We start from the raw sequence: 25,299 nt of genomic DNA, 5'->3' as shown, positions 1-25,299 counted from the left end.
TTATTACTAATTTGTCCAATACGCCAAAGAATTTCTTGCATAACATGGAGTATCTTGCAATTTGGAGGGATAAGGTATGGGTTTTTTTCTGGATATGAGAAGCTCCACCAATTCATCAAAGACAGGTGAAGGTCCCGATATTCAACTGGGTCCTATACCGGAGCGATTCGGTTTGATTACTCTGCGAACCTTTCTTGTGCCAGGTCCGATTGTGACTTTTAGTGGTTCCATTGGTCTAATCGGTGAGCTTGGCGATACGTATGCAGTTGAAATCGTGCGTGGAGCCGACTATGATCCGAGCGAGGTAGTCTACCGCGCCGAGGGGGTACTGGGCGTGACCGGATCTAATGAAACGCAAGCTTTTAATGCACAGGATCTATCCGCTCCATTGGCAATACAAACAGTATATTCTTCTTATATTTCTGGTGTTTCGACCACTGTTCGTAATGGTCCAGAGGTATTCACGGGCATCGCTTCGACTCCGTTTCTGTAAATATATCAGGTGAATATTTCTTTAGTAAATACTCGCTGCCTGTTCGTGGTTCTCCTAGGATAGGCCGCTGCGCAGAAGCTCAACTAGCCACGAGCATAGACAGACAGCTGCTACAGACTCGTGGCTATAATTCTCAACAACACCCAGAGCACAAATGACCTAGTTGTTGTAATTTCCTTTATGAGCGTGTTCTACAAAGTTGATCGTGCTTCTCGGATTCTATTTCTTAAGAATCTCTCGCAAATACACTGTCAACTCATCTGCCGCTTTGGTATGGGCGGGGAGCCCGGGATGGCTGCGAGACCCTATCGTTTCTTCCGTCGTGTTAGGCAGTTGGAATACAGACACATTCCCATCCCTCGTTCTTTTCTTGTATGCATCTACTGCTCGGTAGATTGAGGGCATCATAGGAGTACCCAGCATCCCATAGGCCCATACAATATGAGCCGCAGGATTGCAATTCCGAAGCTTGACAAGAAAACATTCGATAGCGCTTTCAAAAGCTTGTAAATCTTCTTCATTGAATGTGCCGTCCTCGTTCAAGCGTTGCTTGTACACTTTACCGCTTGCTGGGTCCGTCCATGCAGGAGAATAAAAGGCTCCCCCGTCATTAGTCCCCAAATTCACTACGACCACGTCCGGCTGCCATGAGGTAAAATCATGATCTGAAAATGCCCCTAATGCTTCATTTCTCTCACCGGTCAGCACACCACATATCTGTTCATAATATGCCGGTATGTTCGTATCGGGATTATTATCCCAGCCCGTTAGGACACCCCAGCCGCTTTGTGAAAACACTCGGTAGTCCGCATTTAGTGCTTCGGCTGTTATGGCTGTATAATTGCGTAGTGCTGTGAACAGCATGGGAACCCAGTCTGTCTCGTCCTTCGCTCCAATCGTTCCTTCTCCCGAGGTAATGCTGTCACCGATAAATTCCACCTTGAGGGGCTTATCAGTGACCGGTAGCAATTCTCCGTCAACCTTCAGGGCATGAATTTGCAACAAGCAGTGCGGGTCCGAACTCATAGGCTGGACATCCTTGACCACACGGACATTTTTGACTGTATCAGGGTTTAACCCTCTCAAAAGACAGATCCAATGCCGTCCTGCAGTCACCATCAGGCGACTCATCGGGACACCATTGATGACAATACTGATCCAGGGCTCATACACCTGGTAATCGGCCTCAATTTCAATCCACAGCTCTGAGCCTTTGATATTCAATTCAATGCCACTTCCTGTCCAAAATAGAGTAAGCGGTGTACGTGTTTGCGTAGTTCGACCATGAACCTTTATATGCTTTGCTTTTGCAAGTGGGTATGTCTTCAATCTCTTGTTATGTGACATTTCAACACCCTCCTTATGGTTTTTAATGAATGCTAGTTTCTGTAATATTGTAAAAGAAGTTACAGGAAATCTCAAATTCTATTTCTAAACAAGCAAGGGCTCAAAGCTTTATATGGATTATCCTTTTTGATCACGCTTTAGAACTACATATGGTATCAAAAAGCACCAGCCAATTGAAATTTGCTGGTGCTTTTTGATATACGGAGCAAGGATTTTTGCTAAGTATATTTTTTCACAAATATTATTTTATCTATTAATTAGCTTTGCCGAACATGACGATATTAATCGCCTTGCCGAAGTCTATACCTACTTTGCCAGTGAGTTCTGCTGTTTTTTGTGCTAACACGACTGCATTGACACCACAAGAGAACAGCGCAATGTCAAAGTCATCTTTGTGTGCTGCGATCCATTGGAGTGTTTCAGGCATTTGTTCATATTGATGAAATGCCAGCGTGTGCGCGATATGCAGCTTGTACGGATCAGCCTCAAGAACAGGCTTTACTTCAGCGGCCGTCCGGGTGACCAGCAGAATGCGTCGATTTTTCAGCATGTCCCAGAAAGCGGGTGTCCCAGCCAAATACCGATTCAGGCAGGCGTGGCAGGTCAGCGGGGGGGAAAGAGCATAGTGAGCAAAGACCTGATCGGTCAGCTCCCGCTTCATATAGGATGGTGCTTTAATAGATTCGTCATCATATGGCAAAATGCCAGTAATGCTGGCTTTGCTCACTGCCTCAGCCACCGCGTCCCGTAGCTCCGTATTTGGTAGAAACAGTCCCTTTTGACCGAGATTGGCTTTGACCGCCCAACGTTCCTGTAACACCTTTTCCATCGGCCAGACGGTATCCTGCGCCAACACCAAATTTTCACCATCTCCAATACGAATGAGCGAAAAGGACTGGTGCTGATCGAGTGCTAGCTTCAAACGCTTCAGTACCTCGTCCATCTCCAGATACTTTGGATTCGTCATATCATGTTTCCTCCCTGTCGTTCCTGCTTGTTCAACTTTTCAGATGGAGTAAAAAACTTTGTATTCTATCATATGTCGAAAGCGAAAAGGTTTTTGTATGAACGGCTATTCTTTTTGGATTCTACCTATTTTTACAAGATTCGTTGTATCTGTACGTGCCGTTTCAGGAGCGTCTTCATAACTTGAGAGAAGACGGTTGAAAGGGAGGAAGATCAATGAATCGCAAGGTTGTAATTGAAATTAATTTTAATAACTATGGGATGAATCCCAACCGCCTGACACGTGAGTGGATCAGCGAGCGACTGGATATATTCAGAACCTTTACGCTGCGTAGTTTACTCAGTCAGACAAATGCGGATTTCCTATCTGTCGTCAAGCTGGCGGGCGGATGCAGTGACATCGTGGAAGAGGAGCTGGCCCGACATGAGCCCATTCCCGACCACATCCGTTTTGGTACGAGCATCGAAAGTAAACGTCGTATCCATGCGTACATCGAAGGTGCGGACGAACTGCTCATTGCTCGAATAGATTCCGACGATTTGTATCACCAGTCCTTTGTACAACAGTTGCATGATTACAAGTTTCAATCGGAGACGGTTGCGCTGGTGAACCAGATGGGTTACCTGTGGGATGCGGTTGAGGGGCAGATGGCACCGGTGTTTCACCGTTCGCCTTCTTTTTATGTGTTTCGCTATCAAGTGGAAGATTTTCTGAATGATTACCGTGTGGTCATTCCTGGAAAGGGTACGCACGGATATGTAACGGAGCTGCCGCATGAGATCATTCCACTTCGCAACTATGTGAACGTCATTCATGCTGCCAATACTTCGGTGAAAAAAGTGCCGGCGAAGGATCGGCTGTCAGAGAATGAAATGAATGCTGTGCTGGCAGAATTTCTGGGAACAGGCATTGCCAATTCGTAACGGTCAGGAGGAGATTATATTGTTCAAAGGAAAAAAACTGCTGGTGACCGGAGGAACGGGATCTTGGGGGCAACGCCTAACCGCTGAATTGCTGAAGGAGGACCCGGCGGAGATTCGTATTTTCTCACGCGGTGAATTTGCACAGATTGCCATGCAGCGGCAATTTCTATCGGATCCTCGCCTGAATTTCATGATTGGAGATATTCGAGATCTTCAGGCATTGCAGGAGGCATGTCGCGGAGTGGACTATGTATTCCATTTGGCGGCATTAAAGCATGTCCCTGTGTGTGAGAGACAGCCGGAAGAGGCTTTCAAGACGAACGTACACGGTACGGAAAACGTGATCCGGGCCAGCATTGAGCAGGGAGTCGCCAAGGTAATTGATGTCTCTACAGACAAGGCAGTAGATCCGGTGAATGTATATGGCATGACGAAGGCGATAGGTGAAAGACTGATGATCCGCGCCAACACTTTAAGTGAGCGTACTCGCTTTGTGTGTATACGCGGCGGCAACGTGTTGGGGACGAGTGGAAGTGTCGTGCCCCTGTTCAAGCGCCAGATCGCGGATGGGCAGGATTTAACGCTGACGAGCCCAGATATGACACGCTTTTTCCTCACGCTCGGAGAGGCGATTGGTTTGCTGCTGAAGGCTTCTGTCACGGCGGTTGGGGGAGAGACGCTAGTGATGAAAATGAAGGGCTGCAATATTGCAGATCTAGCAGAAGTGATGAAAGAACAGGCGGGGCAGCCTGCGTTGAAAGTAAAGGAGATTGGTATACGTGGTGGGGAAAAGCTGCATGAGGTGCTGATTTCGCCCTATGAGGTGCCGCATACGTATCGCTATGATGATCGCTATTTTGTTATTCTTCCCCAGCAAGCAGACAAGCGCTTACTGAGCCAATACGGTGGATTGGAACGAGTGAGCTTCAATCAATATCGCTCGGACGATGAGTTAATGGATCGCGCTGGAATTGCTGAGCTACTGCGAGGCATGGAGTAATGATGAAAGAGGTGGGTATTTTGCAGCTTATGGAAAAAATAACCAAAGGAACTATAAAGGTTGCGGTAATCGGCCTCGGTTATGTAGGGCTGCCCATGGCAGTGGAAATGGCAAAGGCTGGTTATGATGTATATGGTGTGGATTCCGATCCCGTCAAAGTAGCCAAGCTGCTTCAAGGAAAGTCGTACATCATAGACATTGGTGATGATGCATTGGAAGGTCTGATTGGACAGCAATTGCATCCGGTTACGGATATCAAGGTACTGGAGCAAGCGGATATCGTCGTGATCTGCGTGCCTACGCCGCTGACGGACGGACACCAGCCGGATACGTCCTATATTGAAACGGCTATTGATCAGGCTATACCTCATTTGCGTAGACAAACACTGTTGATTCTGGAAAGCACCACCTATCCGGGAACGACCGAGGAACTGATTCGACCGGTGATAGAGCAGCGCAGGGGCTGGACGGTAGGTAAGGATTTCTATGTGTGCTTCTCGCCGGAACGTGTGGATCCGGGTAGCGTTCATTTTAACATTCGCAACACACCCAAGGTGATCGGCGGTTGCACGCCGGATTGTCTGGCAGTGGGAGCAGGGTTTTATGGGTCCTTTTTGGACCAGATTGTTCCGGTAAGCTCGACGACCGTGGCGGAAGCCGCCAAGCTATTCGAGAATACGTTCCGCAGCGTCAACATTGGAATGGTCAATGAGTTGACAGCCGCCTGTGAGAAAATTGGCATCAATATATGGGAGGTACTGGATGCAGCGGCCACCAAGCCATTCGGCTATATGCCTTTTTATCCGGGACCTGGCATCGGGGGGCACTGTATCCCGGTTGATCCGCTATACTTGTCATGGAAATCCGAGCAGCATGGTTTTCCATTGGAATTCGTGGACTTGGCAGATCGCATGAATCGGCGTATGCCGCTGTATATTACGGAGCGAATTGAAGCTATGCTTGCTCAGAAAGATAAAGCCATAAACAAGGCCAACATCATTCTGGCAGGTGTGGCCTACAAAAAGGATATTGATGATGTTCGCGAATCCCCGGCTCTTGTCCTGTTCGAGCATTTAACTAAAATGGGTGCTTCGGTTAGCTTCACCGACCCGTATGTATCGAGTTTTAAGCTGAACGGTGAAGAAATCCCATCTCGGACGGCAAATGCCCAGCTATGGGAAAGTGCAGATATCGTAGTCATTACGACAGACCATTCTGTGGTGAACTACCAACAGTTGGTCGACCATGCCCCGCTGGTCTTCGATACACGTAATGCGACTGCACATTGCACAGGTGGACATGTCGTGATCTTGGGGCATCCCGGAGGGGGCGCCGCTGTTGGCTAACCGTGATCAGGTAAACGAACGTTATTACGGGCAGATTAATTCGGAGGAATCTCATGAAGCCACCCGCAATAGAATTCACTGGATTTGTCGCCATGTACAGGGTCATACGGTGTTGGATGTTGGGTGCAGTCAGGGCATAACGGCTATTTTGCTCGGGCGGGAAGGCTTTGAGGTAACGGCAATTGATTTGGAAGAGGGCAGCATTTCTTATGCAAAAAAAGAACTTCGTCAGGAATCCGCACCCATCCGGGGACGAGTCCACTTTCAGTTAAAGGACATTTCACAATTTGAGCGTCCTCCCGGTGGATTTGACACCATTATTTTAGGGGAGATTTTGGAACATTTTGCGCATCCCGACAACCTGCTGGCTCATGCTTACCGCTTGTTGAATAAAAAGGGTACGCTCGTCTTGTCTGTACCTTATGGTTACCATCCGTTTCATGATCACAAGCGGACTTACTATGCCGGGAGCCTCTCCCGTGTGTTGTATCCTTATTTTGATGAACAAGCGTTGGAGGTGCATCACAAATATTTGTGCTTTGCAGGCCGCAAGAAGTCGAAAGAACTGCGTGAGGTCAAACCAGAGGCAGCGCATCTGAATGAGTGGATGAAACTGGACGAGGAGCAATTTCGACTGGTGGAGCAGCAGCATGTTCGCAAAATGAATCAGCGAAAGGCCGCACTCGACAAGGCGGTACAGAGAATCCGGTATATGGAGGAACAACTTTTGCCGATGGAAAGGTATGCACGTGTCGAACAGCTAGACAAGACGCAGGCTGAAAGGAGAGGTGCATATACTGATGGCGAGTCTACCGGAAAAACGAGGGGAGAATCAGCCAAAGGTAAAGGGGATGACGTGAAGTCATGACTGAGCATCCAATGACCATCAGCTTGTCCATGATCGTAAAGAACGAGGAGCACACACTTACCCGCTGTCTGGATTCGGTCTCAGACCTGATGGATGAAATCATTATTGTGGACACAGGGTCGACGGATCAGACGAATACGATAGCGGCCCGCTATACGGATCGGCTATATACATTTGAATGGAAGGATGATTTTGCAGCCGCCCGTAATGAATCATTTGACAAGGCGACGTGTTCCTACGTCATGTGGCTGGATGCGGACGATGTGCTGCTGGAGCCGGATCGTGAGCGCCTGCGTGCCTTGAAGCAGCGTTTGTCTAAGGATATCGACGCAGTGGTGATGCCACTTCATTTGGCAGAGGGGGAGCAGGGTGAACTGTTGTTCACCTCACGCCGTATCCGTCTCGTGAAGCGTGAGCGACAATACCGCTGGGAAGGGCGTCTGCATGAGGATCTGGTGATACCTCAGGGGCAAATCGTTCATTCAGATGTGGCAATAACTCACCGCCGAATGCAAGACCACACGCTCCGTAACCAACGTATTCTCGCCCGGTGGATCAGCGAAAGCGGCAAGCTGGAGGGGCGTCTGCTGTATTTGCACGCCAATGAATGTTTTGACCGTAAAGAATATGCCGAGGCGGTAGAGGCGTTCAACCATCTGTTGGAGGAGCCAAGCGGCTACCGTGAGGATCGGATTACCGCTTGTGCGCGGTCGGCGGAATGCTATCTTCACCTTGGGAAGCCGGAGCAACAGCTGGATCGTCTGTTACGTTCCTTTCGATACGGTGTGCCGCAATCAGATTTGTGTTGCATGATCGGTGACTGGTTTTTCACAAGAAACGAATGGAGCACTGCCGCGTACTGGTACGAAAAGGCATTGGAGCAACAGCATCACCTTCCGGGTATGCGACCTGTTCCACTACCATGCTACTCCTGGTTACCTCATGTGCGGCTCAGCCATTGCTATGCCCATGTAGGTCAGCTGGACGCTTCGTATGAGCATAACCAGACCGCTTTACGCTATTTACCTGACGACCCGCATTTACTGGATAATGCACGCAAGCTCAAGGAGGCTATCTCCAACTCCTCACCCTCAGCCCGTTCCTCAAAATAGTTCAAGCTGTTCCGGCCCGTTATCCTCTTCGTTTGGCTTGCGAGGGGGAAAAGGTTTAGGGTCCATGCCAAGCATGGTCATGAGTTGCTTGGCATTAGCAGCGGCGTCTCCACCTGAGTTGTTGTTGAAAATAACACACACCTCGCGGCTTTGCTGCTCCAGCTCCAGCAACCTGTCTCTCCATTCGGTCAACTCTTGTTCATTGTACCGATACAGATAACGAACCTCCCGCCAATTCGGTGCAGAGCTTTGATTCCAACCGGAAATGTTCCGTCCGTGGAGACGTATGATTGTCAGATTGCTGTCTGTAGCCAACGGCACAATGGGAACCGATCCTGGTCCTGCCTGCGGCTCGTCGCATACGCTGTGTATCCAGCCTTCTTCACGCATGAATGCCAGCGTTTGTTTCCGAAAATCGGGTGTGAACCAGCTTTGATGTCTGAATTCAAGTACGGATGGGACCTCTCCCATCCTATTTTTTGTGTCTCGCAGTATGGCAACATTCTCACGTGTACAGTCGAACCAGGGTGGGTACTGAAACAGCACGGCTTTGAGCTTGCCCGCTTCGTGAAGAGGCTGTATCGATGCATGCAGTGCTTCGTACATGGCATCTATTGTTTTGAAGTAAGGCTGCTTGCCGCGGGTATGTCCAGTCATGCCTTGGTAGGCTTTGACGAGAAATGAAAAAGAGTCAGGGGTTTCCGCCGCCCAGCGTGCCATACGATCTGTGGGCTGCACCGCATAGAAAGAGCTATCCATTTCTACTACCGGAAAATGGCTTCCATAGATACTTAGTTTTTGGTTAGCTTTGGTACCCGTCGGATACAAGTCATCGTGATCGCCCCAACCCGTAAGTCCAATTTGAATCATAACTTCCCCGCTCCTTTCCTTCATGAAAACTTCTAAAGGCGTTCCCATGAATCATTTTAATGATAAAATGGGGTGAATCACATGAAGTTGGTATGAAGTTCCTATGAATATTTAAGCTCAAATACGGTTATTGTAACATGTTTCCTTATTCAGGATTTTGCAAAACCCTTATTCGTAATGCTTTTGAGTTTCCAGTTTGAAAAAGCTAATATAGTATGTAATAGAGCGAAATGAGTTCATGGAGGAGAAACGATATGGCAGAATGGTACGAGCAAAGCTTTGGGGAAGATTATTTATTGGTATACAAGCATCGCGACTTTCAGGGAGCCTATCAGGAAGTGCAAAAAATGATCTCCTGGCTCAAATTACCGCAAGGCTCCAGCGTATTAGATTTATGCTGTGGGATGGGACGTCATTCGCTTGCGCTCGCAGATGCAGGTTATCAGGTGACAGGTGTGGACCTTTCCAATGTGCTGCTGAGAGAGGCTCGTGCAGCTGATTCCGAAGGGCGGGTAAGTTGGCATCAAGGGGATATGAGAGAGGTGCCGCTGGATGAAAGCTATGACGCGGTGATGAATTTGTTCACCTCCTTTGGTTATTTTGAACAGGATGAGGAGCAGCTTAAAGTGCTAAAGGAAATATATCGGCTGTTGAAGCCGGGAGGACGCTTTATCATAGATTATTTGAACCCTGCTTACGTAGCCGCTCATTTGGTACCGCATTCGTCGCGGGAGGATGAAGGGAATTGGATTGAGGAGCATCGGGTCATTGAAGATGGATTTGTGAAAAAGCAAATTGCGATTCGGTCAGCTGCATCCGTTACGGGCACTGAGGCAGCCTCTGCTCTGGGCACGACTCCTACTGAGGGAGAACCTGCGCGCGTGTATCATGAACGAGTGAAGCTATATCCATATGAGAAGTTTCGTGGATTGCTAGAGCAAGCCGGACTATCTGTAGAGCAGGTACACGGAAGCTATAATGAAGATCAATATATTGAAGATGCTTCGCCTCGAATGATTTTTGTCGGCGTGCGGGCTTGAAACAGAAAGGCGGGTGGAAGCCATGAAAATGCCAGAGCTTACACCGTGTGAGCGAATAGACGGAGGCTTTCAGGTCAAAATATCCATGTCCTTTCCGCTGCGCTGGGTGAATAGCTATGTGCTCAAGGGAGAGCACGGTTTTACAATTGTAGACCCGGGGCCGCGCAATATGGACACCAAGGCAGAATGGGCGCATGTCTTCCACCAGCTGGGAATGTCCTTTGGGGATATTTCGGACATTGTGGTCACTCATCATCACCCCGATCATTACGGATTGGCGGGCTGGATGCAGCAGCAAAGTCAGGCTCGTGTACATATGTCAGCCCGAAGCCATAAGGAAGCGATGATGATGTGGGACGCTCCAGAATCGACGGTCGCTATGGAGAACAGGCTTCCCAGCTTTTTTGTCCAGCATGGTTTTCCTTTGGAGCAAGTGCCGGCCTTGGAATTACATATGCGGCAGGCTTATTTGCAAGTGAATCCACAGCCTGAGATTACCGTTATTCCTACCGGCATAGACGCTCGTCTGGAATGGGGTGGACGCAGTTGGCTGCCCGTCGAGACGGGAGGGCATGCGCCCGGACATATGTCCTTATATGACCCGAATAGCGGTGTTATCCTCTGCGGTGACGCAGTTTTGCCGCAGATTTCTCCTAATATCAGTCTGCTGCCGGGCAGTGATGCCCAGCCGTTGAAGTCTTATGTAGACGGCTTGCAGCGTCTAGGTAAGCTGGAGGTAGCGTGGGCATATCCGGGGCACCGCAATCCGTTTGGTTATTTTCGGGAGCGGACGCAAGCGTTGCTGGCACATCATGAAGAACGACTGGAGAAATTTCAGCAGCTGATCCAACCGGAGGGAAGCACAGCCTATGAGCTGTGCATTGCCATGTTCGGTGGCAAGCTGGGTATTCACCAGCTAAGGTTTGCCATGTCCGAGACGCTGGCTCATCTGGTGGAGCTGGTGCGCCGTGAACGGGCCTCTATGAGCGAGACGAACCCAATCACGCGCTTCTATCCCTTTTGCCGTCAATAGTCACGGAAAGTTGACCAACAAGTGACATAACGAAACAACATGACAAGCGGCATGCATGCCGGAAAAGAGGACTTTATGAATTTGCTGCTGCTGGGAGCTACCGGACGCGTAGGACGGTATATATTAGATTATGCGTTAGCGGACGGTCATACCGTTACGGTCCTTGTTCGTTCACCGGACAAGTTGGAGGATTACATACCTGGATATGGGAATCAGCTGCAAATCGTACAAGGCGATGCCACTAATGGAGAGGACGTAGCACAGGCGCTGAAGGGTGGGGCGACGACTGTGATCAGTGCGCTGAATACGGATGGAACGACTACCTTATCCGTTAATATAGCCCTGCTGATCCGGCTCATGCAGGAACAGTCCATTTCTCGGCTCATTACGGTAGGAACGGCAGGAATTTTGCAAAGCCGGACCGAACCGGACCTGTATCGTTACGAGTCCTACGATACCCGACGACGCAGCACTCGTGCGGCCCAGGAACATCGGCGAGTGTACGAATTGCTGCGTGAATCGGCACTAGACTGGACAATCGTATGTCCAACCTATCTACCGGATGGAGCGCGGACAGGTATTTATCGCGTGGAAAAAGATTTTTTGCCTGAAGGTGGCTCACAAATTACCACCGCGGATACGGCTGATTTTACCTATCGGCAATGCAAGAGTTACGGATTTATCCGTACACGGGTAGGCATTGCCTATTGATCGTGGAACACCCAACATAGCTTCATTTTTAAGCAATCAACCAGAGCACGGTAAGTGTATCTACTTATTGTGTTTCTTTTTTTATTTGACAAATACTCAGGCTTAGAATACTATGATTCTTAACGGAAACACCGTTTCCCGAAAGTCTTGTGTAGTTCTTTAATTTATTATAGTAGCAACAAGCAACAGTTTTTAATAAGCCAGGATTTTGCAAAATCCTCAAGCAAAAGGAAGTGCATTCAATCATGTCCGAGCCATCGCCTCCCTATAAAACCTATTCGGAAGTGAAGCAACAGCAGCAGCAATTGCTACGTAAAAATGTCATCGATGCCGCATGCATCCTTCTTGTGGAAGAAGGGCCTGAGGCTGTGACCGTACGGCGAGTTGCGCAGAAATTAAGCTGTTCCACCAAGATCATTTACAATATTTTTGGCAGTAAGGATGGTCTTGCCAATGAGATGTACCTGGATGGATGTCGGCTATTGGCTGAAACCTTTCAGCAAGTACCTGTTACCGAAAGCGTACTCGCTGATCTGGAAGCTCTATGCTGGGCGTACTGGGAATTTGCACAGCTCCATTCAGCCTATTATAAAATGATGTTTGGCGGGGCATTGTCTGATTTCAAGCCGGATGAACAGAGCTTGGAGGGGACCACAACGGCACTGTCACGAATTCTGCAAACCGTCATACACGCTATGGAGCAGGGAGCATTGAAAGAGCATGATCCGTTGCTGGTTGTCCGGATGTTTTGGTCTGCTTTACATGGGGTCATACATCTTCAGTTTGCAGGTCATTTTTCAGATGTAGATATGGCTCAAGGGGTGTATGCATTTACACTGAAGAATACGCTCGTAGCATTTAAAACATCCTCATCCCCATCGTAAAAATGAAGTGTACTGAGGTCGTCATAGTAGATGACTTCAGTTCATTATAGAGTAGTGGTAACAATGTTTCTAGAATAAAACAACGATACTATGGAGGTTATCATCATGTTTATGTACGCAAACAAAACAGCTCTGATCACAGGGGCATCATCCGGTATTGGCGAGGCATTTGCCTATTCGCTCGCAGCTAAGAAATGTGACCTCATTTTGGTAGCTCGGAATGAAACCAAATTAGAAGCGCTGGCCAAGGAGCTCATAGCTAAATATAACGTAAAAGCAACAGTGATTGCGCTGGATCTTTCCACACCCGGAGCATCCCAGACATTGCATCAGGAGGTTCAAAAACAACAGCTAAAGGTAGATCTCCTGATTAACAACGCGGGTTTTGCCACCTATGGATACTTTGAGCAGGTTTCAGGAGAACGACAGCATGAGGAAGTGATGCTCAATGTGGCTGCTTTAGTCGACATCACACATGCATTTATGCCTGATTTATTGCGTAAGCGGGATGGGGGACTCATCAATGTTTCTTCCACAGCCGCATTTCAGCCCGATCCTTATATGGCCGTATATGGAGCAACCAAAGCATTTGTGCTTTCTTTTACTGAAGCGTTATGGGCCGAAAATCGGAAACGGGGGCTTAAAGTTCTGGCCCTTTGTCCAGGCTCAACAGAAACGCCGTTTTTTGATATTGTTGGCGCAAGTGAAGCGTCAATTGGAATTAGGGAAACTCCCCAAACCGTTGTGAAGAATGCGTTGAGAGCATTTGAAAAGGGACGTAGTCACATCATTTCCGGTCGCCAAAACTATTGGGTAGCTCAGGTGTCCCGGTTCTTCTCTCGTCAATCCGCGCTGGGAATTGTAGAACGTGCACTGCGTCCACAAAATGGATTGTAATTTATGAATGAAGGTAATCTGAGCTTGAAATGTTAGAATGGCAATGAATAAGCTGTGAGTATTATGCACCGGGTCTGATCGTTTATAGCTCGACTTGAATCAGACCCGGTGTTCCTATTTGTATAGATCAAGCGCTTAGATCCTATTCTAGTCCTCGGGAATATAGTAAAATTCCATCCCGTTTCTCCCAGCCATTAGCTGACCAGAAGCGTTGACCCCCTGCGTTATGCTCCATCACAAACAGATGACATTTATCAATGCCTTCTCTCAGCAAAGCAGATAACGCTTTATCCACCAATCTGGGCGCGATCCCTTGACCACGATGTGCTGCAGCTACACCCAGATGATACAGAAACCCCCTGCGACTATCGTGGCCCGCTAAAATCGTGCCTATGATGTTTCCGTTGTACTCACAGACAAAGCTAAGTCCTTCGTTCCGTTGTAAAAAGCGTGCAATTCGCTCCGGTGAGTCGGCCTCGCTTAATCCCAATCCGTCTAAGCCATTCCACAGCTCAATGGCTTGATCATAATCATTAGCCTGCATCGTACGGAATGCATACCCTTCAGTAATGTTTGCCATGTCTAGTTCTCCTCTAACCCTTATATATCTGTTATATTCCCACGCGTTGTTTGTTATTTAGCATGTTGTTTAACGTGTTGTATTCGGTGCGCTTTCTTCCCCAAGCTCCTGCTCACGCTCTGCCTGTTTGCGATGGGCGATACGGCTGCTGGCCGAAGCTGCGATAGCGCCCACAATGTCGTCCAGGAACGTATGGATCGGCCCGAGGCTTTTATCATTCAGGCGTTCCAGCACACCTGGTTTGAGTTTATCGACATAACCGTAATTGGTGAATCCAATGCTGCCGTACACATTTACAATGGAAAAGGCCAGAATTTCATCCACCCCGTATAATCCCTCATCATTTTCAATCATATCCTGCAATGGGGGAAGAAGAGCGCCCTGTTCTGCAAGGATATCCAGTTGGATGCCCGTGAGCACGGCATTTTGAACCTCGCGCTTCATCAGTACCTTGTCCACATTCTCCATACATTCTTCCATCGTTAGGGTTGGGTAATATTTTTTCTGTAAAAGCATGACCAGTTCTGCGATTTCAGTCATGTTAACGCCACGCTTGTGCAGCCACTCGCGGGTGGCATCAGCTACCTTTTTACTGTTCAGGCTGTAAGGTACTTTTTTCTTGTCCATAAAATTGAAGTTACCCTCCTCGTATAGATCCTGATTTCTACTGCAATTATGACCAGTGTGTCCAGTCTGCTGAAAAAGTAGTTATTTTTTACGCGAGGCTTGTATACATATTAGTACAATCTGTACAAAATTGTTAGGGAGGAACTTCACTTATGAATATAAAACACCCATGGCGTATGACCTCTGTAGCTGGACTGCTATCCCTACCCCTGTTGTTGTCAGGCTGCAGCCTTTTCGGCAACGAATCGGCATCCATTGACCCCCCGCCGTCCACGACAGAGCAGTCCATGATTAAGGCTGTAACCGGAAAAGCACCTGCCAGTACAGGGCAACTGAGGGCTGTTTTTTTGCAAGATCATAACGGTTTGCTGGCCCCGGTATCTTTACCGATGGCTACAGGGGATGTACAGGCAGATGCCAAGTCGGCGCTGGAAGCCCTGGTTGAGGGGGGGCCGTATGCCGGATTATTGCCAGAGGGATTTAAAGGTGTAATTCCCCAAGGCACGGAAGTGAAAAGTGTGACAGTGGACAAGAACAACAAGCTGGCTGTTGTCGAATTCAACAAATCTTTCGCCAACTATAAGCCACAGGATGAACGAAAATTAATGGAGAGCTTGACCTGGACCCTGACCGACCGTCCTGATATTGAGAGCGTACAGATCTGGGTGGAGGGCAAAAAGCTGAACGAAATGCCTGTTGGCGGCACACCGCTGGATCATCCGTTGACACGTGCAGTAGGTATTAACTTGGAGATTGGTCATGGCGTAACACCACTGGATTCTAGTCCAGTCACTGTGTATTTCTCTTCATCTTCTCCTGCTGGAGTTCAATACTATGTACCTGTAACACGGTTGGTCAGCCCTGAAAAAGATCGTGTCCAGTCAGCACTGCATCAATTGATTCAAGGGCCGCAGACCAAAGATGGGTTACAAGAAGTGATGACAGGAGAGACGGCACTGAAATCAGTAGAACGCTCCAAAGACAACGTCATTACGGTATCGCTCTCGGATGATATGTTTGCTAAGGGAGAAGCCGTGCCTGCTGAATTTTTGGAATCGGTTGTGCTGACAGCGGCAGACAATTCAGATGATGCAGTCAAAACAAAAATTCGGATTGAACTGAATGGTGAAAAAAGCGTGATTGGACAAAATAATCAAAATTATGGAGAGCCTGTAGCCAAGCCGCAGCATATTAACGAAATCCCTCTTTAAGGGCGTGTTCAAAAGTCGGCTTTTCAGGACCGAGAAGATTGGATGAAGCTAGGGACTGAGTAGCGGAGCGTAGACAGATCTACGTGAGCAACGGAAGGCCCGGCTGAATTCAAGATTCGACGTTGAATCCGCTTCTTGATTAGCTTCGTCATGGAAAGACGACTTTTTGAACAACCTCTTTAAGGGCGGGAATCGTCCTTGGGGTGCTTTTGCCTGCACACTTTGGTAAAATAAACATATAAGAACAGGTTGCATACGACGTAGGAGGAAAAAGCATGAGTAGATCTAACGGACGAAACGGTGATGAGCTGCGCCCGATGAAATTGACAGCAGGAGTAAATAAATACGCGGAGGGCTCTGTTTTTATAGAGGTTGGCGAGACGAAAGTCATTTGCACGGCTACTGTAGAAGAACGCGTCCCCCCCTTTATGAAGGGACAAGGAAAAGGCTGGGTAACCGCAGAGTATTCCATGCTTCCGCGTGCGACTCATAGCCGTAATCAGCGTGAAGCTGCGCGTGGCAAGCTGACAGGCCGTACCATGGAAATTCAGCGTCTGATTGGAAGAGCATTGCGTTCGGTGGTCAATTTGCAGGCGCTTGGTGAACGGACGATTACGTTGGATTGTGATGTCATTCAGGCGGACGGCGGAACACGTACAACCTCAATTACCGGTTCTTTCGTAGCGTTGGCGATTGCGGTCAATAAAATTGCTACCCAGCACAAGCTGCCTGTTTTTCCAATTACCGATTTTCTGGCTTCCGTCAGCGTAGGGGTTGTAGGTGAAAAAGCGTTGCTGGATCTGAACTATGAAGAGGATTCCAAGGCCAAAGTGGACATGAATCTTGTCATGACTGGCAGTGGAAAATATGTCGAGCTGCAAGGTACAGGTGAAGAAAGCCCATTTGACCGTAACGAATTGGATCAACTGCTTAGCTTGGGCGAACAAGGGATTCTGCAAATGATTGAGCGCCAAAAAGAAGTACTTGGACCGATTGCTGATAAGATCGGTGCTGGACGTACAGGAGCTGGCGCCTAATGCAGCTGGATGGCCCGGTCGTCATTGTCGCTACGAAAAATAAAGGAAAAGTGCGGGAATTTGCGCATGCTTTTGCGCCGTTTGGCAAGGAAGTCAGAAGCATGTACGATTATCCCGACATTCCTGATGTCGTTGAAGATGGCAAAACCTTTGCCGAAAATGCACTGAAAAAGGCTAAAGCGGTTGGAGATGTGCTCGGATTGCCCGTGCTGGCCGATGATTCAGGCCTCTGCGTGGACTTGCTGGACGGTGCACCGGGGGTATACTCTGCCCGTTATGCTGGAGAAGGTGCCAGCGATCACGAAAACAATATTAAGCTGCTCGACGTTCTGGAATCGAAGCAGCTGGGTGATGATACGGGACAGCCTTTGCTAAGCCCGGCTCAATTCGTCTGTACCTTGATTCTGTATAATCCGCAGACTGGCGAGACGCTGGAATCGACAGGTTCCGTGGAAGGCTGGATTACTACTGAAACCGCCGGCAGCGGCGGGTTTGGGTATGATCCGCTGTTTTATTTGCCAGAGTTTGAGAAGACAATGGCCGAGCTGACGTTGGAACAAAAGCAGGCTATCAGTCACCGAGGGATAGCTCTGCGGGATTTGGCAACAAAGCTGGGTAATCCACAGGCATAGCTTGGTAACAGGGGCGAAATTATCCCCCACTCACATAACGAAAAAGGGCTATCCGTCAGTCATGAGTTGCGGATAGCCTTTTTTGTATTTTTAGCTTATCGAATCGCAACCTTGTAAGTGCGCAACCAGTTATCCACTTGGGCCAAATAGGCAAACAACTGCGGACCCGACATCAGTTGACCAAACCAAGGCAGATTGGTGGATGCCTCCGGTGAGGCGGCAATATCGCGTACCTTTTGCGCATCAATCAGCTTGAGCAGTGGGGAAGAGGAGTCATCCAGCAGCTGCAGCGCCTGCTTTTTCACAGCCTCAAGGTAGGAAGGGTTATGCGTTTTTGGATATGGGCTTTTTTTGCGATACAGCACATCATCCGGCAGTACACCCTCAAGCGCCTTGCGCAAAATACCTTTTTCACGTCCGCCTGTCATCTTAATGCTCCACGGAATGTTCCATACATATTGCACCAATCGATGATCGCAATACGGTACCCGCACTTCGAGTCCGGCTCCCATACTCATCCGATCCTTGCGGTCCAGCAGAGTAGGCATAAAGCGGGTGATGTTCAAATAGGACATAACGCGCATTTGTGCAGCTTTTCCTGTTTCTCCTGGTAGCTTCGGCACTTCTCCTACCGCTTCGGAGTAGCGGTCGTTCAAATACTCCAGCGGCTTGATCCAGTCCCGCACTTCGGGAGACAACAGACTGGCTCTCATGTCGGGTGCAACTGCCCACGGGAATGTACCCGAATTCAGCATATCCTCCCGGTGGAACCATGGATATCCGCCAAAAACTTCATCCGCAGCCTCGCCGGAAATAGCGACCGTAGCCCCTTTTTTAATCTCCCGGCAAAAGAGATACAGCGACGAATCCACGTCCGCCATTCCGGGTAAATCCCGCGTTAGCGTGGAGTTGTTCAGAGCTGCTACGACTTCTGGCGTATCGAATTCAATCCAGTGATGATTTGTCCCTAATTCATCCACCATCCGCTGAATCCAGGGGGCATCGGCTCCTGGTTGAAACGCATGGGCTTTAAAATGCTTGTCGTTATCCACATAATCGACCGAATACGTATGAACTTGTCCCTGCCCGGTACGTTTGTAATAATCGACAGCTAATGCGGATAGAGCGCTTGAATCCAACCCGCCAGACAATAAGGTGCACACCGGAACATCCGAAATGAGCTGCCGCTCCACCGTATCCAGCAACAGTTCTCGTACCTTAAGCGCCGTTTCTTCGGTGTTATCCTCATGCGCAATGCTTTCCAGTGTCCAGTAGGCTTGAATGCGCACGCCGTCGCGGCTGTAAGTTAGCGTATGCCCGGGGCGTAGCTCCTTCATAGACGAATAGACGCCGTGTCCGGGGGTACGTGCAGGCCCGATGATAAAAATTTCGGCCAATCCCTCGGCGTCCACTGCTGCTTCTACCGCTGGATGCTGAAGCAGTGCTTTGGGTTCTGAGCCAAATACGAATACTTCTTCGGTCTGGCTATAAAATAGCGGCTTCACTCCCAGCCGATCCCGTGCCAGAAATACCTGCTCCCGCTCACTATCCCAGACTGCAAACGCAAAAATGCCGTTTAACCGATCCACACATTCGGGGCCCCATTCGATATAGGATTCGAGCAGCACCTCCGTGTCGCATTGTGTACGGAAAAAATGCCCGCGCTGTTGCAGCTCTTTTTTCAGCTCAGGCGCGTTATATATTTCCCCGTTATATACAATCGTATAAGTGATATCCTCCAGCTGCCGGATCATGGGTTGAGCGCCATTTTCCGGGTCCATAACGCTCAGTCTTCGGTGTCCGAAGGCACACGGATTGGATATCCAGGTACCCGCAGCATCTGGTCCGCGATCGGAGAGCGTTTGTGTCATATTCAGCAGCAGCTCAGATTGATGCATTAAGTCTCCGTTCCACTGTATGAAACCTGTAATTCCGCACATGTCTGTTCATCCTCTCTTTGTCGTGTTCATCCAGTGTTGGAATGAATCAAAAACTAAATCCCCAGTTCAACAGTATATATGCCGAAAAGAAGCATAAAATGTCTGTCCGTTCCGAAAACTACTGATGGGGCAACCCGTCTACTCGCAAGGAAGGAGGAAGACCATGTACTACATCAAGGATGCCAAAATCCGCCGCTTCACTGAGCTTGACGGAGTGCGCTGCGCTGAGGTAGAGGTGCGGCCCGGTGCCGCGGATGACCCGGAACTGCTGGTCTATATCACGGCCAAGGATCAGACGGATGGTCAGCATGACTACGACATGGTACGGATCATCCGCAATGACGCCGATCTGGAGCTGGATTGGTACGACAATAACCTGCATTCGGCATTTGAGGAAGTGACAGACAAGGCTTTTACCGACTCTACACACATTACTGCTGGTGAGGAGCGAGAGAAGTTTAAAAAAGAATTGCTCTCCTATGGGCAGCTCAGCACAGAGTTCGCCAAGGAGTTCGGGACATGAGGATATGGTGTGCTATGCCTCGGCTTTTGTTGATTTGGGCCCCGGCGCCATCGCCGGATCAGCGTGAAAGGAGGGGGAAATCATAGACGGCAAAGCGAATTATAAGAAAAATAAAGGCAGCAGTTATATTCATAACAATGAGTTCGCGGAAGAAGTGCTGGAGAAAAACGTAAGACATGAAGTACGGAGAAGTCCTAAACGCTTTGGGAATAAATAAGCAGCCATTGAACCAAATAGCAACAGCAACTTATCAAAAATGACCCTAAAGAAGCCTCCGTATCCGCCAAATTTGCGGTATGTAGGAGGCTTCTTTTTGAACTAAGCCGCTTCACGCAGCGTCATAATCCCTTTGTAGATGTTATACACAAAAACCCCGAGATAGACCACTACGAATAGCAGTACAAACCCGATCACTGAACCTGCATGATTCGCCGTTATAATAAAATACACTAGCGGAATCGCCGCAATAATGGGGAAAATATGCGATAAAATAGCTTTTTTTGCATGTCCCTGAACATATTCGTCCCGTACTGCAATCCACACAATGACAGGCACTAGAAAAGGTGCGAAGAAAATGCTGAAATAACAAAGTGACGACAAAAGACCTCTCACGGATTAACCCCTCCTTTATGCATGGTTCTTTGTACATAATACCCCGTTAGCGTCCAAATGATTCCTTTGCAGCCAGCTTCCCTACATCATGAAAAAAATGCTTTTGACAGTTGCTCGAAATGTGATATAATAATCAATGCGCTGAATACATAAAGTTTTATTGATCACCATCTTGTCCCAGTAGCTCAGCTGGATAGAGCAACGGCCTTCTAAGCCGTCGGTCGGGGGTTCGAATCCCTCCTGGGACGTATAGCAAAAAAAGCTTCCTCATGTAGGAAGCTTTTTTGTGTTTTAGTGGGATGATAGACGCCCTTTTTATACCGTTGCCTTCTCCTTATGAGCAAAGAATTGAGGTAGATGCTCTTTGTGTGCTTCTAGTAATTCATCCAGCACGGTTTGAGCAATGTCCCCGCTTGGTACGAGCGGATTCAGGGTGAAGGCTTGCAGTGCGGTTGCATAGTCACCGGTGACCGCCGCTTCTATCGTCAGCTCTTCCATTGCCTTCATCACTTGCAGCAAGCCCCGCTGTGCAGGTGGAAATTTGCCAAAGTTGACAGGTTCGGCACCATGAGCGCGAATGACACTGGTCACTTCGATGGCGCTATCATAGGGAACATCATCAATCGCACCATTGTTACGTGTACTAACCACCATCAATGTGCCTTTGTTGTTATAAATGGAATTAATGATCTCACAGGCTGCATCGCTGTAATGCGCACCGCCGCGTTTGGATAGTTCCTCTGGTTTGTAATCCAGATTCGGATCTTTATACAATTCAAACAGACTTTCTTCCAGACGTTTGACCACTTGGCCCCGAGTTCCTTCGTTTTTGGCTTCCTCTAATTCTTCCTTGAGCATGTTATCCGTCATATAGTAATACCGATGGTAAGGACAAGGCAGCATTTTCAATTGACGAACTTGATCATACAGAAAGCGCATGTTCTTAATATTTTCTACGACTTTCTCTGGCTTTGCGCCCGGAGCGTACAGTCCTTCAATAACTTGCTCTGTTAATTCGACCCCTGTTTTGTCATAAACTTTGTGCCAATGAAGGTGGTTAATGCCTGCAAATTTAAAGAATAGCTCTTCTTCCGGTTTGTCCAGCACAACCGATGCACTCTTGATCGCGCCGATTGGAACATTACATAATCCGATGACTTTATCCCACTGACCATAACGAAGCACGGCTTCGGTGACCATACCCGCAGGGTTGGTAAAATTAATTAACCATGCATTCGGACACAGTTCTTTCATATCTTCGACGATACTGAGGATAACAGGGATGGTACGAAAAGCTTTGAACATCCCACCGGCCCCATTAGTTTCCTGACCGATTATGCCGTGCTTTAACGGAATACTTTCATCCTTAATCCGCGCTTCCAGCAAGCCTACCCGAAATTGGGTCGTTACAAAATCAGCGTCCTTCAACGCTTCCCGGCGATCCAGGGTCAAATGTACCTCACAATCAATGCCTGCGGCTTTTACCATCCGTTTGGCCATGGCGCCTACGATCTCCAGTTTTTCACGACCTGCCTCAATATCTACCAGCCACAATTCCCGAATGGGAAGCTCTGCATAACGTTTGATGAAGCCTTCTACTAGTTCTGGTGTATAGCTGGAGCCTCCGCCAATGGTTGCAATCTTTATGCCTTTTTTCATAGTTAGTGCCTCCTAAGTATGTTTTGTAAACCGCTTTCTTAAGCACAAATTCACTGTAATCCCTGTAATGCATTACAGGTCAAGCGCTTTTAAAAAACTTATTTTGGGAAGGTGACAATTATAGGGCGGACACTACGAACATGCTAAACACGAACATGCTAAAATAGAAAGAATGAGGTGAGAAAAATGGCGAATATTCATGAAATTGCAAAGCTGGCGGGGGTATCCTCGGCTACGGTGTCCCGTGTCATTAACAACCATCCGTACGTAAGTGAACCGACAAGACAGCGTGTGCAGGAGGTCATAGATCGACTGGATTATGTTCCTAATCTCAATGCGGTATCTTTAAAAAAAGGGATGACCAAGCTCATAGGGATTATTTCACTTTCTTTTAATGATTCATTGGGTTTATTTGTGCGCGGATTTACAATGTATGCCCAGGAGCATGGCTTTAATATAGCGCTGTTTATTACCAATGGGGAGAAGGAACAGGAGCTTGAAGCGCTGGAAATGTTGCGGAGAAAGCAACTGGACGCTTTGGTCTGTATGATTCGCGTTAATGAGTGGAGTGTGATTGAGCATTATACAAAATATGGTCCGATTGTGACCTGGCAGCGTGTAAACATTGAGGCAATCCCGTCTGTATTTATGGATCAGTATCAGGGCTATACGCTGGCATTGGAACATTTGTACACCCGAGGATATCGGAAAATGGTGAATGTGTACGGCAGCATGCGGGGGTTAAATACAAAAGAACGCATTCGAGCTTATCATGACTTTTGCGAAAAATATGATTTGGACGCTGAGGCCTTCCCGCATTTTTATGATTTAAATTCAATAGAAGCTGGTGAACAAATAGCTCATTGGTGGGCAGAACGAGCACCAACAGACAGGCCGGACGCCTTCGCCTGTTCTACCGATTATTTGGCAGCAGGTCTTTTGACTGAAGCGCGTAGGCTAGGTGTTTCTGTACCGAGTGATTTTGCAGTAGTAGGCTTTGATAACACCGAAATCTCGCATTTGCTTGATTTAACTACGATTCATTACCCGATAGACAAGCAAGCTGAGAATGCGTTCATTATGATTCGAAATGCCCTCGAAGGGCTGGAAGAAACGATACATCATCTGGAATTCAAATTAGTAGAGCGAGCGACCACCTGAATTCTGAAAGGGTTGTGTATCAAAGCTTCTCAATGAAAATGATGGAGGTGTTCACCCATCCATTGTTACAAATATTTAAATGCTAATGAATATATGAATTAATGTGGTATTTTCACCTTTTTAAGGGGTACTAATAATGTGGATATTGACTAATGCTCATTGACGTATGTTAAAATTTGGACAATAATTTGAGATGAGATTATAAAAATTTGGTATTTTTATATGAAAGGTGGTTATGACTTGGGACATACACCTACGATCTTAGATAAGTTTGAGAATTTTTTAAAACAAAACAATTTGACTTTGGCGCAATTTTCCGAACATTCAGGTGTTCATCAAAGAACACTTAATAATTGGATTACTAAGCATCGTCCTGTTGCTATACATCAGTTGGATCGAATCACGCTAGCCATGGGATTACCGGAAGGTTTTTTTTACGAACTATACATAGATAATTATATCATTGAGCGTTCCCCAGATTGGCGGCGAATTGAGCCGTTGTTATTTCGCTGTGCGGAACTGGACAAGTTACATGCGATCCAGCTTGTAGTGGCCCATATCATGGACAACCTCCTTTATTCCCCGAAGCTATTCGATGCGGCAGAAAAGTTATTCGCACAAGGTCAGCGTAATGCTGCTTTGTTACTCTATGAGGGGATTGCGGAAGGCGAGAAGTACCAGCACTCTGAACGCTTGGCTATCTGTCAGTATCGTCTGTTTACGATTCAGGTAGGGAACGATCAGATCCGAAATCTCAAGGCGGCTACTCGATTTGAGCCCTTTGTCGAACGTCTGGATGAAATAGATCAACTTGATGCGTTGAAGGATCTAGCGAATGTGTATCGTTCATTACACGAGTGGGATATGCTTTATGAAACAGCTCAAAAAATGAGACATAAAGCGGAAATTTATTATTCTATGAAACAACGGCAGAAGAAGCAAAAGAGTGAGGAGTCTTATATGAGGCTAAGTCGTCCCATATTTGTTTACATTACCTATGCTGATTTACTGTGTGCTAGTGTCTGTGAAGCCCAAGGCAATTATCAGCAAGCTTTACAGTTTACATACGCCTACGCAAATTTAGATTGGGTGATTGAGACGGACGAGGAAACCCGACACTGGATCAACTTGTTCGAGCATTGGGCAGTAGGTAATATCTTTGTAAATAAACTTCTGTCTGGGGATACCAGTGTGCTTCCAGATTATGTTGAATATATTGTAGCCACATCAATTACTAACGAAGATGAAAAGCTCTCAAAGCTGTTGAACATTATAATAGCGGCTAACCGATATGCAATAGATGTTGATGATGTACTCTCACGTTTTGAAGTGGAGTTTAATTCTTTTGATCCAGCATCTACTGATATGTACACACATCAAGTCGTACCAGAACACATAACGCTTTTTAAATATGAACTTGCTAAATATTACTTGAATAGAGGTAGCTACTCGCATGGCTTTAAATACTTGCTAGACGTTTTATCTAAATCATTAACCATTAATAAAGAAGCTTTTTTCATTAGGTGCATAAGACTATTTGAGAAGTTTAAAGCGTTTGCAGATGTTAAGGCTCATATGAAGTACGAAAGTTTAGTGAGCGAAGGGCAAAGAGAAAGATCGTTTTATTATTGGTAGTAGTATCCTTTTATTCATGTAGGATTAAAATCCTGTATGTAAATATTATTAATAGAAACTAGAGCCTCTGCTCCACTTTATTAGTGGAAACGGAGGTTTTTTGCATATTTTAGGGACGCCCTTATTTATGAAAACTTTTGTGATATTCTCTTTTTGTTAGGCGCATCATCCGAAAAACCAAAAAACGTCTT

At 47.4% G+C, this 25,299-nt stretch carries 25 protein-coding genes and 1 tRNA gene; 18 read left to right on the top strand and 8 right to left on the bottom strand.

Features of this window, described 5'->3' with window-relative positions:
* Positions 1-76 precede the first annotated feature (76 nt).
* A complete protein-coding gene (locus MKY98_RS20385; RefSeq protein ID WP_069011025.1) occupies positions 77-493 on the top strand; it encodes a hypothetical protein in 417 nt (138 codons plus the stop codon).
* A gap of 219 nt (positions 494-712) precedes the next feature.
* On the opposite strand, the gene MKY98_RS20380 is transcribed toward MKY98_RS20385, so the two are convergent.
* Complete coding sequence (locus MKY98_RS20380) at positions 713-1,840, bottom strand: SGNH/GDSL hydrolase family protein (protein ID WP_069011026.1); 1,128 nt, start codon at positions 1,838-1,840, stop codon at positions 713-715.
* A gap of 253 nt (positions 1,841-2,093) precedes the next feature.
* Positions 2,094-2,807, bottom strand: a complete 714-nt coding sequence (locus MKY98_RS20375) for a GT-D fold domain-containing glycosyltransferase (protein ID WP_069011027.1) — start codon at positions 2,805-2,807, stop codon at positions 2,094-2,096.
* A 215-nt stretch (positions 2,808-3,022) separates the two neighbouring features.
* Between MKY98_RS20375 and MKY98_RS20370 the strand changes: the two genes are divergently transcribed.
* Genes MKY98_RS20370 through MKY98_RS20350 form a run of 5 tightly spaced genes read left to right on the top strand, consistent with a single transcriptional unit; the run spans position 3,023 to position 8,056 of the window.
* Positions 3,023-3,730: a glycosyltransferase family A protein gene (locus MKY98_RS20370; protein WP_029518347.1), complete on the top strand. Its 708-nt coding sequence runs from the start codon at positions 3,023-3,025 to the stop codon at positions 3,728-3,730.
* A 19-nt stretch (positions 3,731-3,749) separates the two neighbouring features.
* Entirely contained in the window at positions 3,750-4,730 is a 981-nt protein-coding gene (locus MKY98_RS20365) for a polysaccharide biosynthesis protein (RefSeq protein WP_069011028.1), read from the top strand.
* 2 nt (positions 4,731-4,732) lie between these two features.
* The gene (locus MKY98_RS20360; protein ID WP_069011029.1) at positions 4,733-6,076 is read left to right on the top strand and encodes a nucleotide sugar dehydrogenase; all 1,344 of its coding nucleotides are present in this window, start codon (positions 4,733-4,735) and stop codon (positions 6,074-6,076) included.
* Positions 6,069-6,944 carry a class I SAM-dependent methyltransferase gene (locus MKY98_RS20355; RefSeq protein WP_069011030.1) on the top strand — a complete coding sequence of 292 codons (876 nt, stop codon included), beginning with the start codon at positions 6,069-6,071 and terminating at the stop codon, positions 6,942-6,944. Before MKY98_RS20360 ends, MKY98_RS20355 begins: the two co-directional genes overlap by 8 nt.
* Positions 6,941-8,056 (top strand): tetratricopeptide repeat-containing glycosyltransferase family 2 protein, encoded by a 1,116-nt coding sequence (locus tag MKY98_RS20350; RefSeq protein ID WP_069011031.1) that lies wholly within the window; start codon positions 6,941-6,943, stop codon positions 8,054-8,056. The genes MKY98_RS20355 and MKY98_RS20350 overlap by 4 nt, the downstream gene beginning before the upstream one ends.
* On the opposite strand, the gene MKY98_RS20345 is transcribed toward MKY98_RS20350, so the two are convergent.
* Positions 8,048-8,926, bottom strand: a complete 879-nt coding sequence (locus MKY98_RS20345) for a DUF72 domain-containing protein (RefSeq protein WP_069011032.1) — start codon at positions 8,924-8,926, stop codon at positions 8,048-8,050. The two genes, MKY98_RS20350 and MKY98_RS20345, sit on opposite strands and share 9 nt — an antisense overlap.
* Positions 8,927-9,180: 254 nt before the next feature.
* Here MKY98_RS20345 and MKY98_RS20340 point away from each other — a divergent pair, with 254 nt between their 5' ends.
* The 5 genes from MKY98_RS20340 (at position 9,181) to MKY98_RS20320 (ending at position 13,491) form a co-directional block, all read left to right on the top strand.
* Positions 9,181-9,966 (top strand): class I SAM-dependent methyltransferase, encoded by a 786-nt coding sequence (locus MKY98_RS20340; RefSeq protein ID WP_029518353.1) that lies wholly within the window; start codon positions 9,181-9,183, stop codon positions 9,964-9,966.
* A 22-nt stretch (positions 9,967-9,988) separates the two neighbouring features.
* The gene (locus tag MKY98_RS20335; RefSeq protein ID WP_069011033.1) at positions 9,989-10,999 is read left to right on the top strand and encodes an MBL fold metallo-hydrolase; all 1,011 of its coding nucleotides are present in this window, start codon (positions 9,989-9,991) and stop codon (positions 10,997-10,999) included.
* 75 nt (positions 11,000-11,074) lie between these two features.
* On the top strand, positions 11,075-11,710 hold the full coding sequence (locus MKY98_RS20330; RefSeq protein WP_069011034.1) for an NAD(P)-dependent oxidoreductase: 636 nt from the start codon (positions 11,075-11,077) through the stop codon (positions 11,708-11,710).
* 245 nt (positions 11,711-11,955) lie between these two features.
* Positions 11,956-12,594, top strand: a complete 639-nt coding sequence (locus MKY98_RS20325; protein ID WP_029518356.1) for a TetR/AcrR family transcriptional regulator — start codon at positions 11,956-11,958, stop codon at positions 12,592-12,594.
* Positions 12,595-12,699: 105 nt separating this feature from the next.
* The gene (locus MKY98_RS20320; RefSeq protein WP_069011035.1) at positions 12,700-13,491 is read left to right on the top strand and encodes an SDR family NAD(P)-dependent oxidoreductase; all 792 of its coding nucleotides are present in this window, start codon (positions 12,700-12,702) and stop codon (positions 13,489-13,491) included.
* 142 nt (positions 13,492-13,633) lie between these two features.
* Here the strand turns inward: MKY98_RS20320 and MKY98_RS20315 are convergent, their stop codons facing one another.
* A complete protein-coding gene (locus MKY98_RS20315; RefSeq protein ID WP_069011036.1) occupies positions 13,634-14,071 on the bottom strand; it encodes a GNAT family N-acetyltransferase in 438 nt (145 codons plus the stop codon).
* 69 nt (positions 14,072-14,140) lie between these two features.
* Complete coding sequence (locus MKY98_RS20310; RefSeq protein WP_069011037.1) at positions 14,141-14,698, bottom strand: phosphatidylglycerophosphatase A family protein; 558 nt, start codon at positions 14,696-14,698, stop codon at positions 14,141-14,143.
* A 152-nt stretch (positions 14,699-14,850) separates the two neighbouring features.
* Between MKY98_RS20310 and MKY98_RS20305 the strand changes: the two genes are divergently transcribed.
* From MKY98_RS20305 to MKY98_RS20295, 3 genes are all read left to right on the top strand, one after another.
* Positions 14,851-15,909, top strand: coding sequence for a GerMN domain-containing protein (locus MKY98_RS20305; protein WP_069011038.1), 1,059 nt, complete (start codon positions 14,851-14,853; stop codon positions 15,907-15,909).
* Between the two features lie 275 nt (positions 15,910-16,184).
* Positions 16,185-16,946, top strand: coding sequence for a ribonuclease PH (rph, locus tag MKY98_RS20300; protein WP_013311675.1), 762 nt, complete (start codon positions 16,185-16,187; stop codon positions 16,944-16,946).
* The gene (locus MKY98_RS20295) at positions 16,946-17,578 is read left to right on the top strand and encodes an XTP/dITP diphosphatase (protein WP_069011039.1); all 633 of its coding nucleotides are present in this window, start codon (positions 16,946-16,948) and stop codon (positions 17,576-17,578) included. The genes rph and MKY98_RS20295 overlap by 1 nt, the downstream gene beginning before the upstream one ends.
* 95 nt (positions 17,579-17,673) lie before the next feature.
* Here the strand turns inward: MKY98_RS20295 and asnB are convergent, their stop codons facing one another.
* Entirely contained in the window at positions 17,674-19,518 is a 1,845-nt protein-coding gene (asnB, locus tag MKY98_RS20290) for an asparagine synthase (glutamine-hydrolyzing) (RefSeq protein WP_029518362.1), read from the bottom strand.
* A gap of 163 nt (positions 19,519-19,681) precedes the next feature.
* On the opposite strand from asnB, the gene MKY98_RS20285 reads away from it, so the two are divergent.
* Positions 19,682-20,041, top strand: a complete 360-nt coding sequence (locus tag MKY98_RS20285) for a hypothetical protein (RefSeq protein ID WP_069011040.1) — start codon at positions 19,682-19,684, stop codon at positions 20,039-20,041.
* Between the two features lie 318 nt (positions 20,042-20,359).
* Here the strand turns inward: MKY98_RS20285 and MKY98_RS20280 are convergent, their stop codons facing one another.
* Positions 20,360-20,653, bottom strand: a complete 294-nt coding sequence (locus MKY98_RS20280; RefSeq protein WP_016324668.1) for a DUF4870 domain-containing protein — start codon at positions 20,651-20,653, stop codon at positions 20,360-20,362.
* A gap of 174 nt (positions 20,654-20,827) precedes the next feature.
* Here MKY98_RS20280 and MKY98_RS20275 point away from each other — a divergent pair.
* Positions 20,828-20,901 (top strand) — tRNA-Arg (locus MKY98_RS20275).
* Positions 20,902-20,968: 67 nt separating this feature from the next.
* On the opposite strand, the gene MKY98_RS20270 is transcribed toward MKY98_RS20275, so the two are convergent.
* Positions 20,969-22,312, bottom strand: a complete 1,344-nt coding sequence (locus MKY98_RS20270; protein WP_069011041.1) for a 6-phospho-beta-glucosidase — start codon at positions 22,310-22,312, stop codon at positions 20,969-20,971.
* A 186-nt stretch (positions 22,313-22,498) separates the two neighbouring features.
* Between MKY98_RS20270 and MKY98_RS20265 the strand changes: the two genes are divergently transcribed.
* Complete coding sequence (locus MKY98_RS20265) at positions 22,499-23,473, top strand: LacI family DNA-binding transcriptional regulator (RefSeq protein ID WP_069011042.1); 975 nt, start codon at positions 22,499-22,501, stop codon at positions 23,471-23,473.
* Between the two features lie 240 nt (positions 23,474-23,713).
* Complete coding sequence (locus MKY98_RS20260) at positions 23,714-25,108, top strand: helix-turn-helix domain-containing protein (protein WP_141695476.1); 1,395 nt, start codon at positions 23,714-23,716, stop codon at positions 25,106-25,108.
* Positions 25,109-25,299: the final 191 nt, after the last annotated feature.

It is taken from the genome of Paenibacillus sp. FSL M8-0228 (genome assembly GCF_038007385.1).
In the GTDB taxonomy this organism is placed as follows: domain Bacteria; phylum Bacillota; class Bacilli; order Paenibacillales; family Paenibacillaceae; genus Paenibacillus; species Paenibacillus polymyxa_D.
Note: the sequence above shows the minus strand (reverse complement) of the source record. Positions and strands in the feature narration are given on the sequence as shown.

Excerpts from the sequence above, each read along its gene's own strand:
- MKY98_RS20385 (WP_069011025.1), top strand. The coding sequence starts at position 77 with ATGGGTTTTTTTCTGGATATGAGAAGCTCCACCAATTCATCAAAGACA.
- MKY98_RS20380 (WP_069011026.1), bottom strand. The coding sequence starts at position 1,840 with ATGTCACATAACAAGAGATTGAAGACATACCCACTTGCAAAAGCAAAG.
- MKY98_RS20375 (WP_069011027.1), bottom strand. The coding sequence starts at position 2,807 with ATGACGAATCCAAAGTATCTGGAGATGGACGAGGTACTGAAGCGTTTG.
- MKY98_RS20370 (WP_029518347.1), top strand. The coding sequence starts at position 3,023 with ATGAATCGCAAGGTTGTAATTGAAATTAATTTTAATAACTATGGGATG.
- MKY98_RS20360 (WP_069011029.1), top strand. The coding sequence starts at position 4,733 with ATGAAAGAGGTGGGTATTTTGCAGCTTATGGAAAAAATAACCAAAGGA.
- MKY98_RS20350 (WP_069011031.1), top strand. The coding sequence starts at position 6,941 with ATGACTGAGCATCCAATGACCATCAGCTTGTCCATGATCGTAAAGAAC.
- MKY98_RS20345 (WP_069011032.1), bottom strand. The coding sequence starts at position 8,926 with ATGATTCAAATTGGACTTACGGGTTGGGGCGATCACGATGACTTGTAT.
- MKY98_RS20340 (WP_029518353.1), top strand. The coding sequence starts at position 9,181 with ATGGCAGAATGGTACGAGCAAAGCTTTGGGGAAGATTATTTATTGGTA.
- MKY98_RS20335 (WP_069011033.1), top strand. The coding sequence starts at position 9,989 with ATGAAAATGCCAGAGCTTACACCGTGTGAGCGAATAGACGGAGGCTTT.
- MKY98_RS20330 (WP_069011034.1), top strand. The coding sequence starts at position 11,075 with ATGAATTTGCTGCTGCTGGGAGCTACCGGACGCGTAGGACGGTATATA.
- MKY98_RS20325 (WP_029518356.1), top strand. The coding sequence starts at position 11,956 with ATGTCCGAGCCATCGCCTCCCTATAAAACCTATTCGGAAGTGAAGCAA.
- MKY98_RS20320 (WP_069011035.1), top strand. The coding sequence starts at position 12,700 with ATGTTTATGTACGCAAACAAAACAGCTCTGATCACAGGGGCATCATCC.
- MKY98_RS20315 (WP_069011036.1), bottom strand. The coding sequence starts at position 14,071 with ATGGCAAACATTACTGAAGGGTATGCATTCCGTACGATGCAGGCTAAT.
- MKY98_RS20310 (WP_069011037.1), bottom strand. The coding sequence starts at position 14,698 with ATGGACAAGAAAAAAGTACCTTACAGCCTGAACAGTAAAAAGGTAGCT.
- MKY98_RS20305 (WP_069011038.1), top strand. The coding sequence starts at position 14,851 with ATGAATATAAAACACCCATGGCGTATGACCTCTGTAGCTGGACTGCTA.
- rph (WP_013311675.1), top strand. The coding sequence starts at position 16,185 with ATGAGTAGATCTAACGGACGAAACGGTGATGAGCTGCGCCCGATGAAA.
- MKY98_RS20295 (WP_069011039.1), top strand. The coding sequence starts at position 16,946 with ATGCAGCTGGATGGCCCGGTCGTCATTGTCGCTACGAAAAATAAAGGA.
- asnB (WP_029518362.1), bottom strand. The coding sequence starts at position 19,518 with ATGTGCGGAATTACAGGTTTCATACAGTGGAACGGAGACTTAATGCAT.
- MKY98_RS20285 (WP_069011040.1), top strand. The coding sequence starts at position 19,682 with ATGTACTACATCAAGGATGCCAAAATCCGCCGCTTCACTGAGCTTGAC.
- MKY98_RS20270 (WP_069011041.1), bottom strand. The coding sequence starts at position 22,312 with ATGAAAAAAGGCATAAAGATTGCAACCATTGGCGGAGGCTCCAGCTAT.
- MKY98_RS20265 (WP_069011042.1), top strand. The coding sequence starts at position 22,499 with ATGGCGAATATTCATGAAATTGCAAAGCTGGCGGGGGTATCCTCGGCT.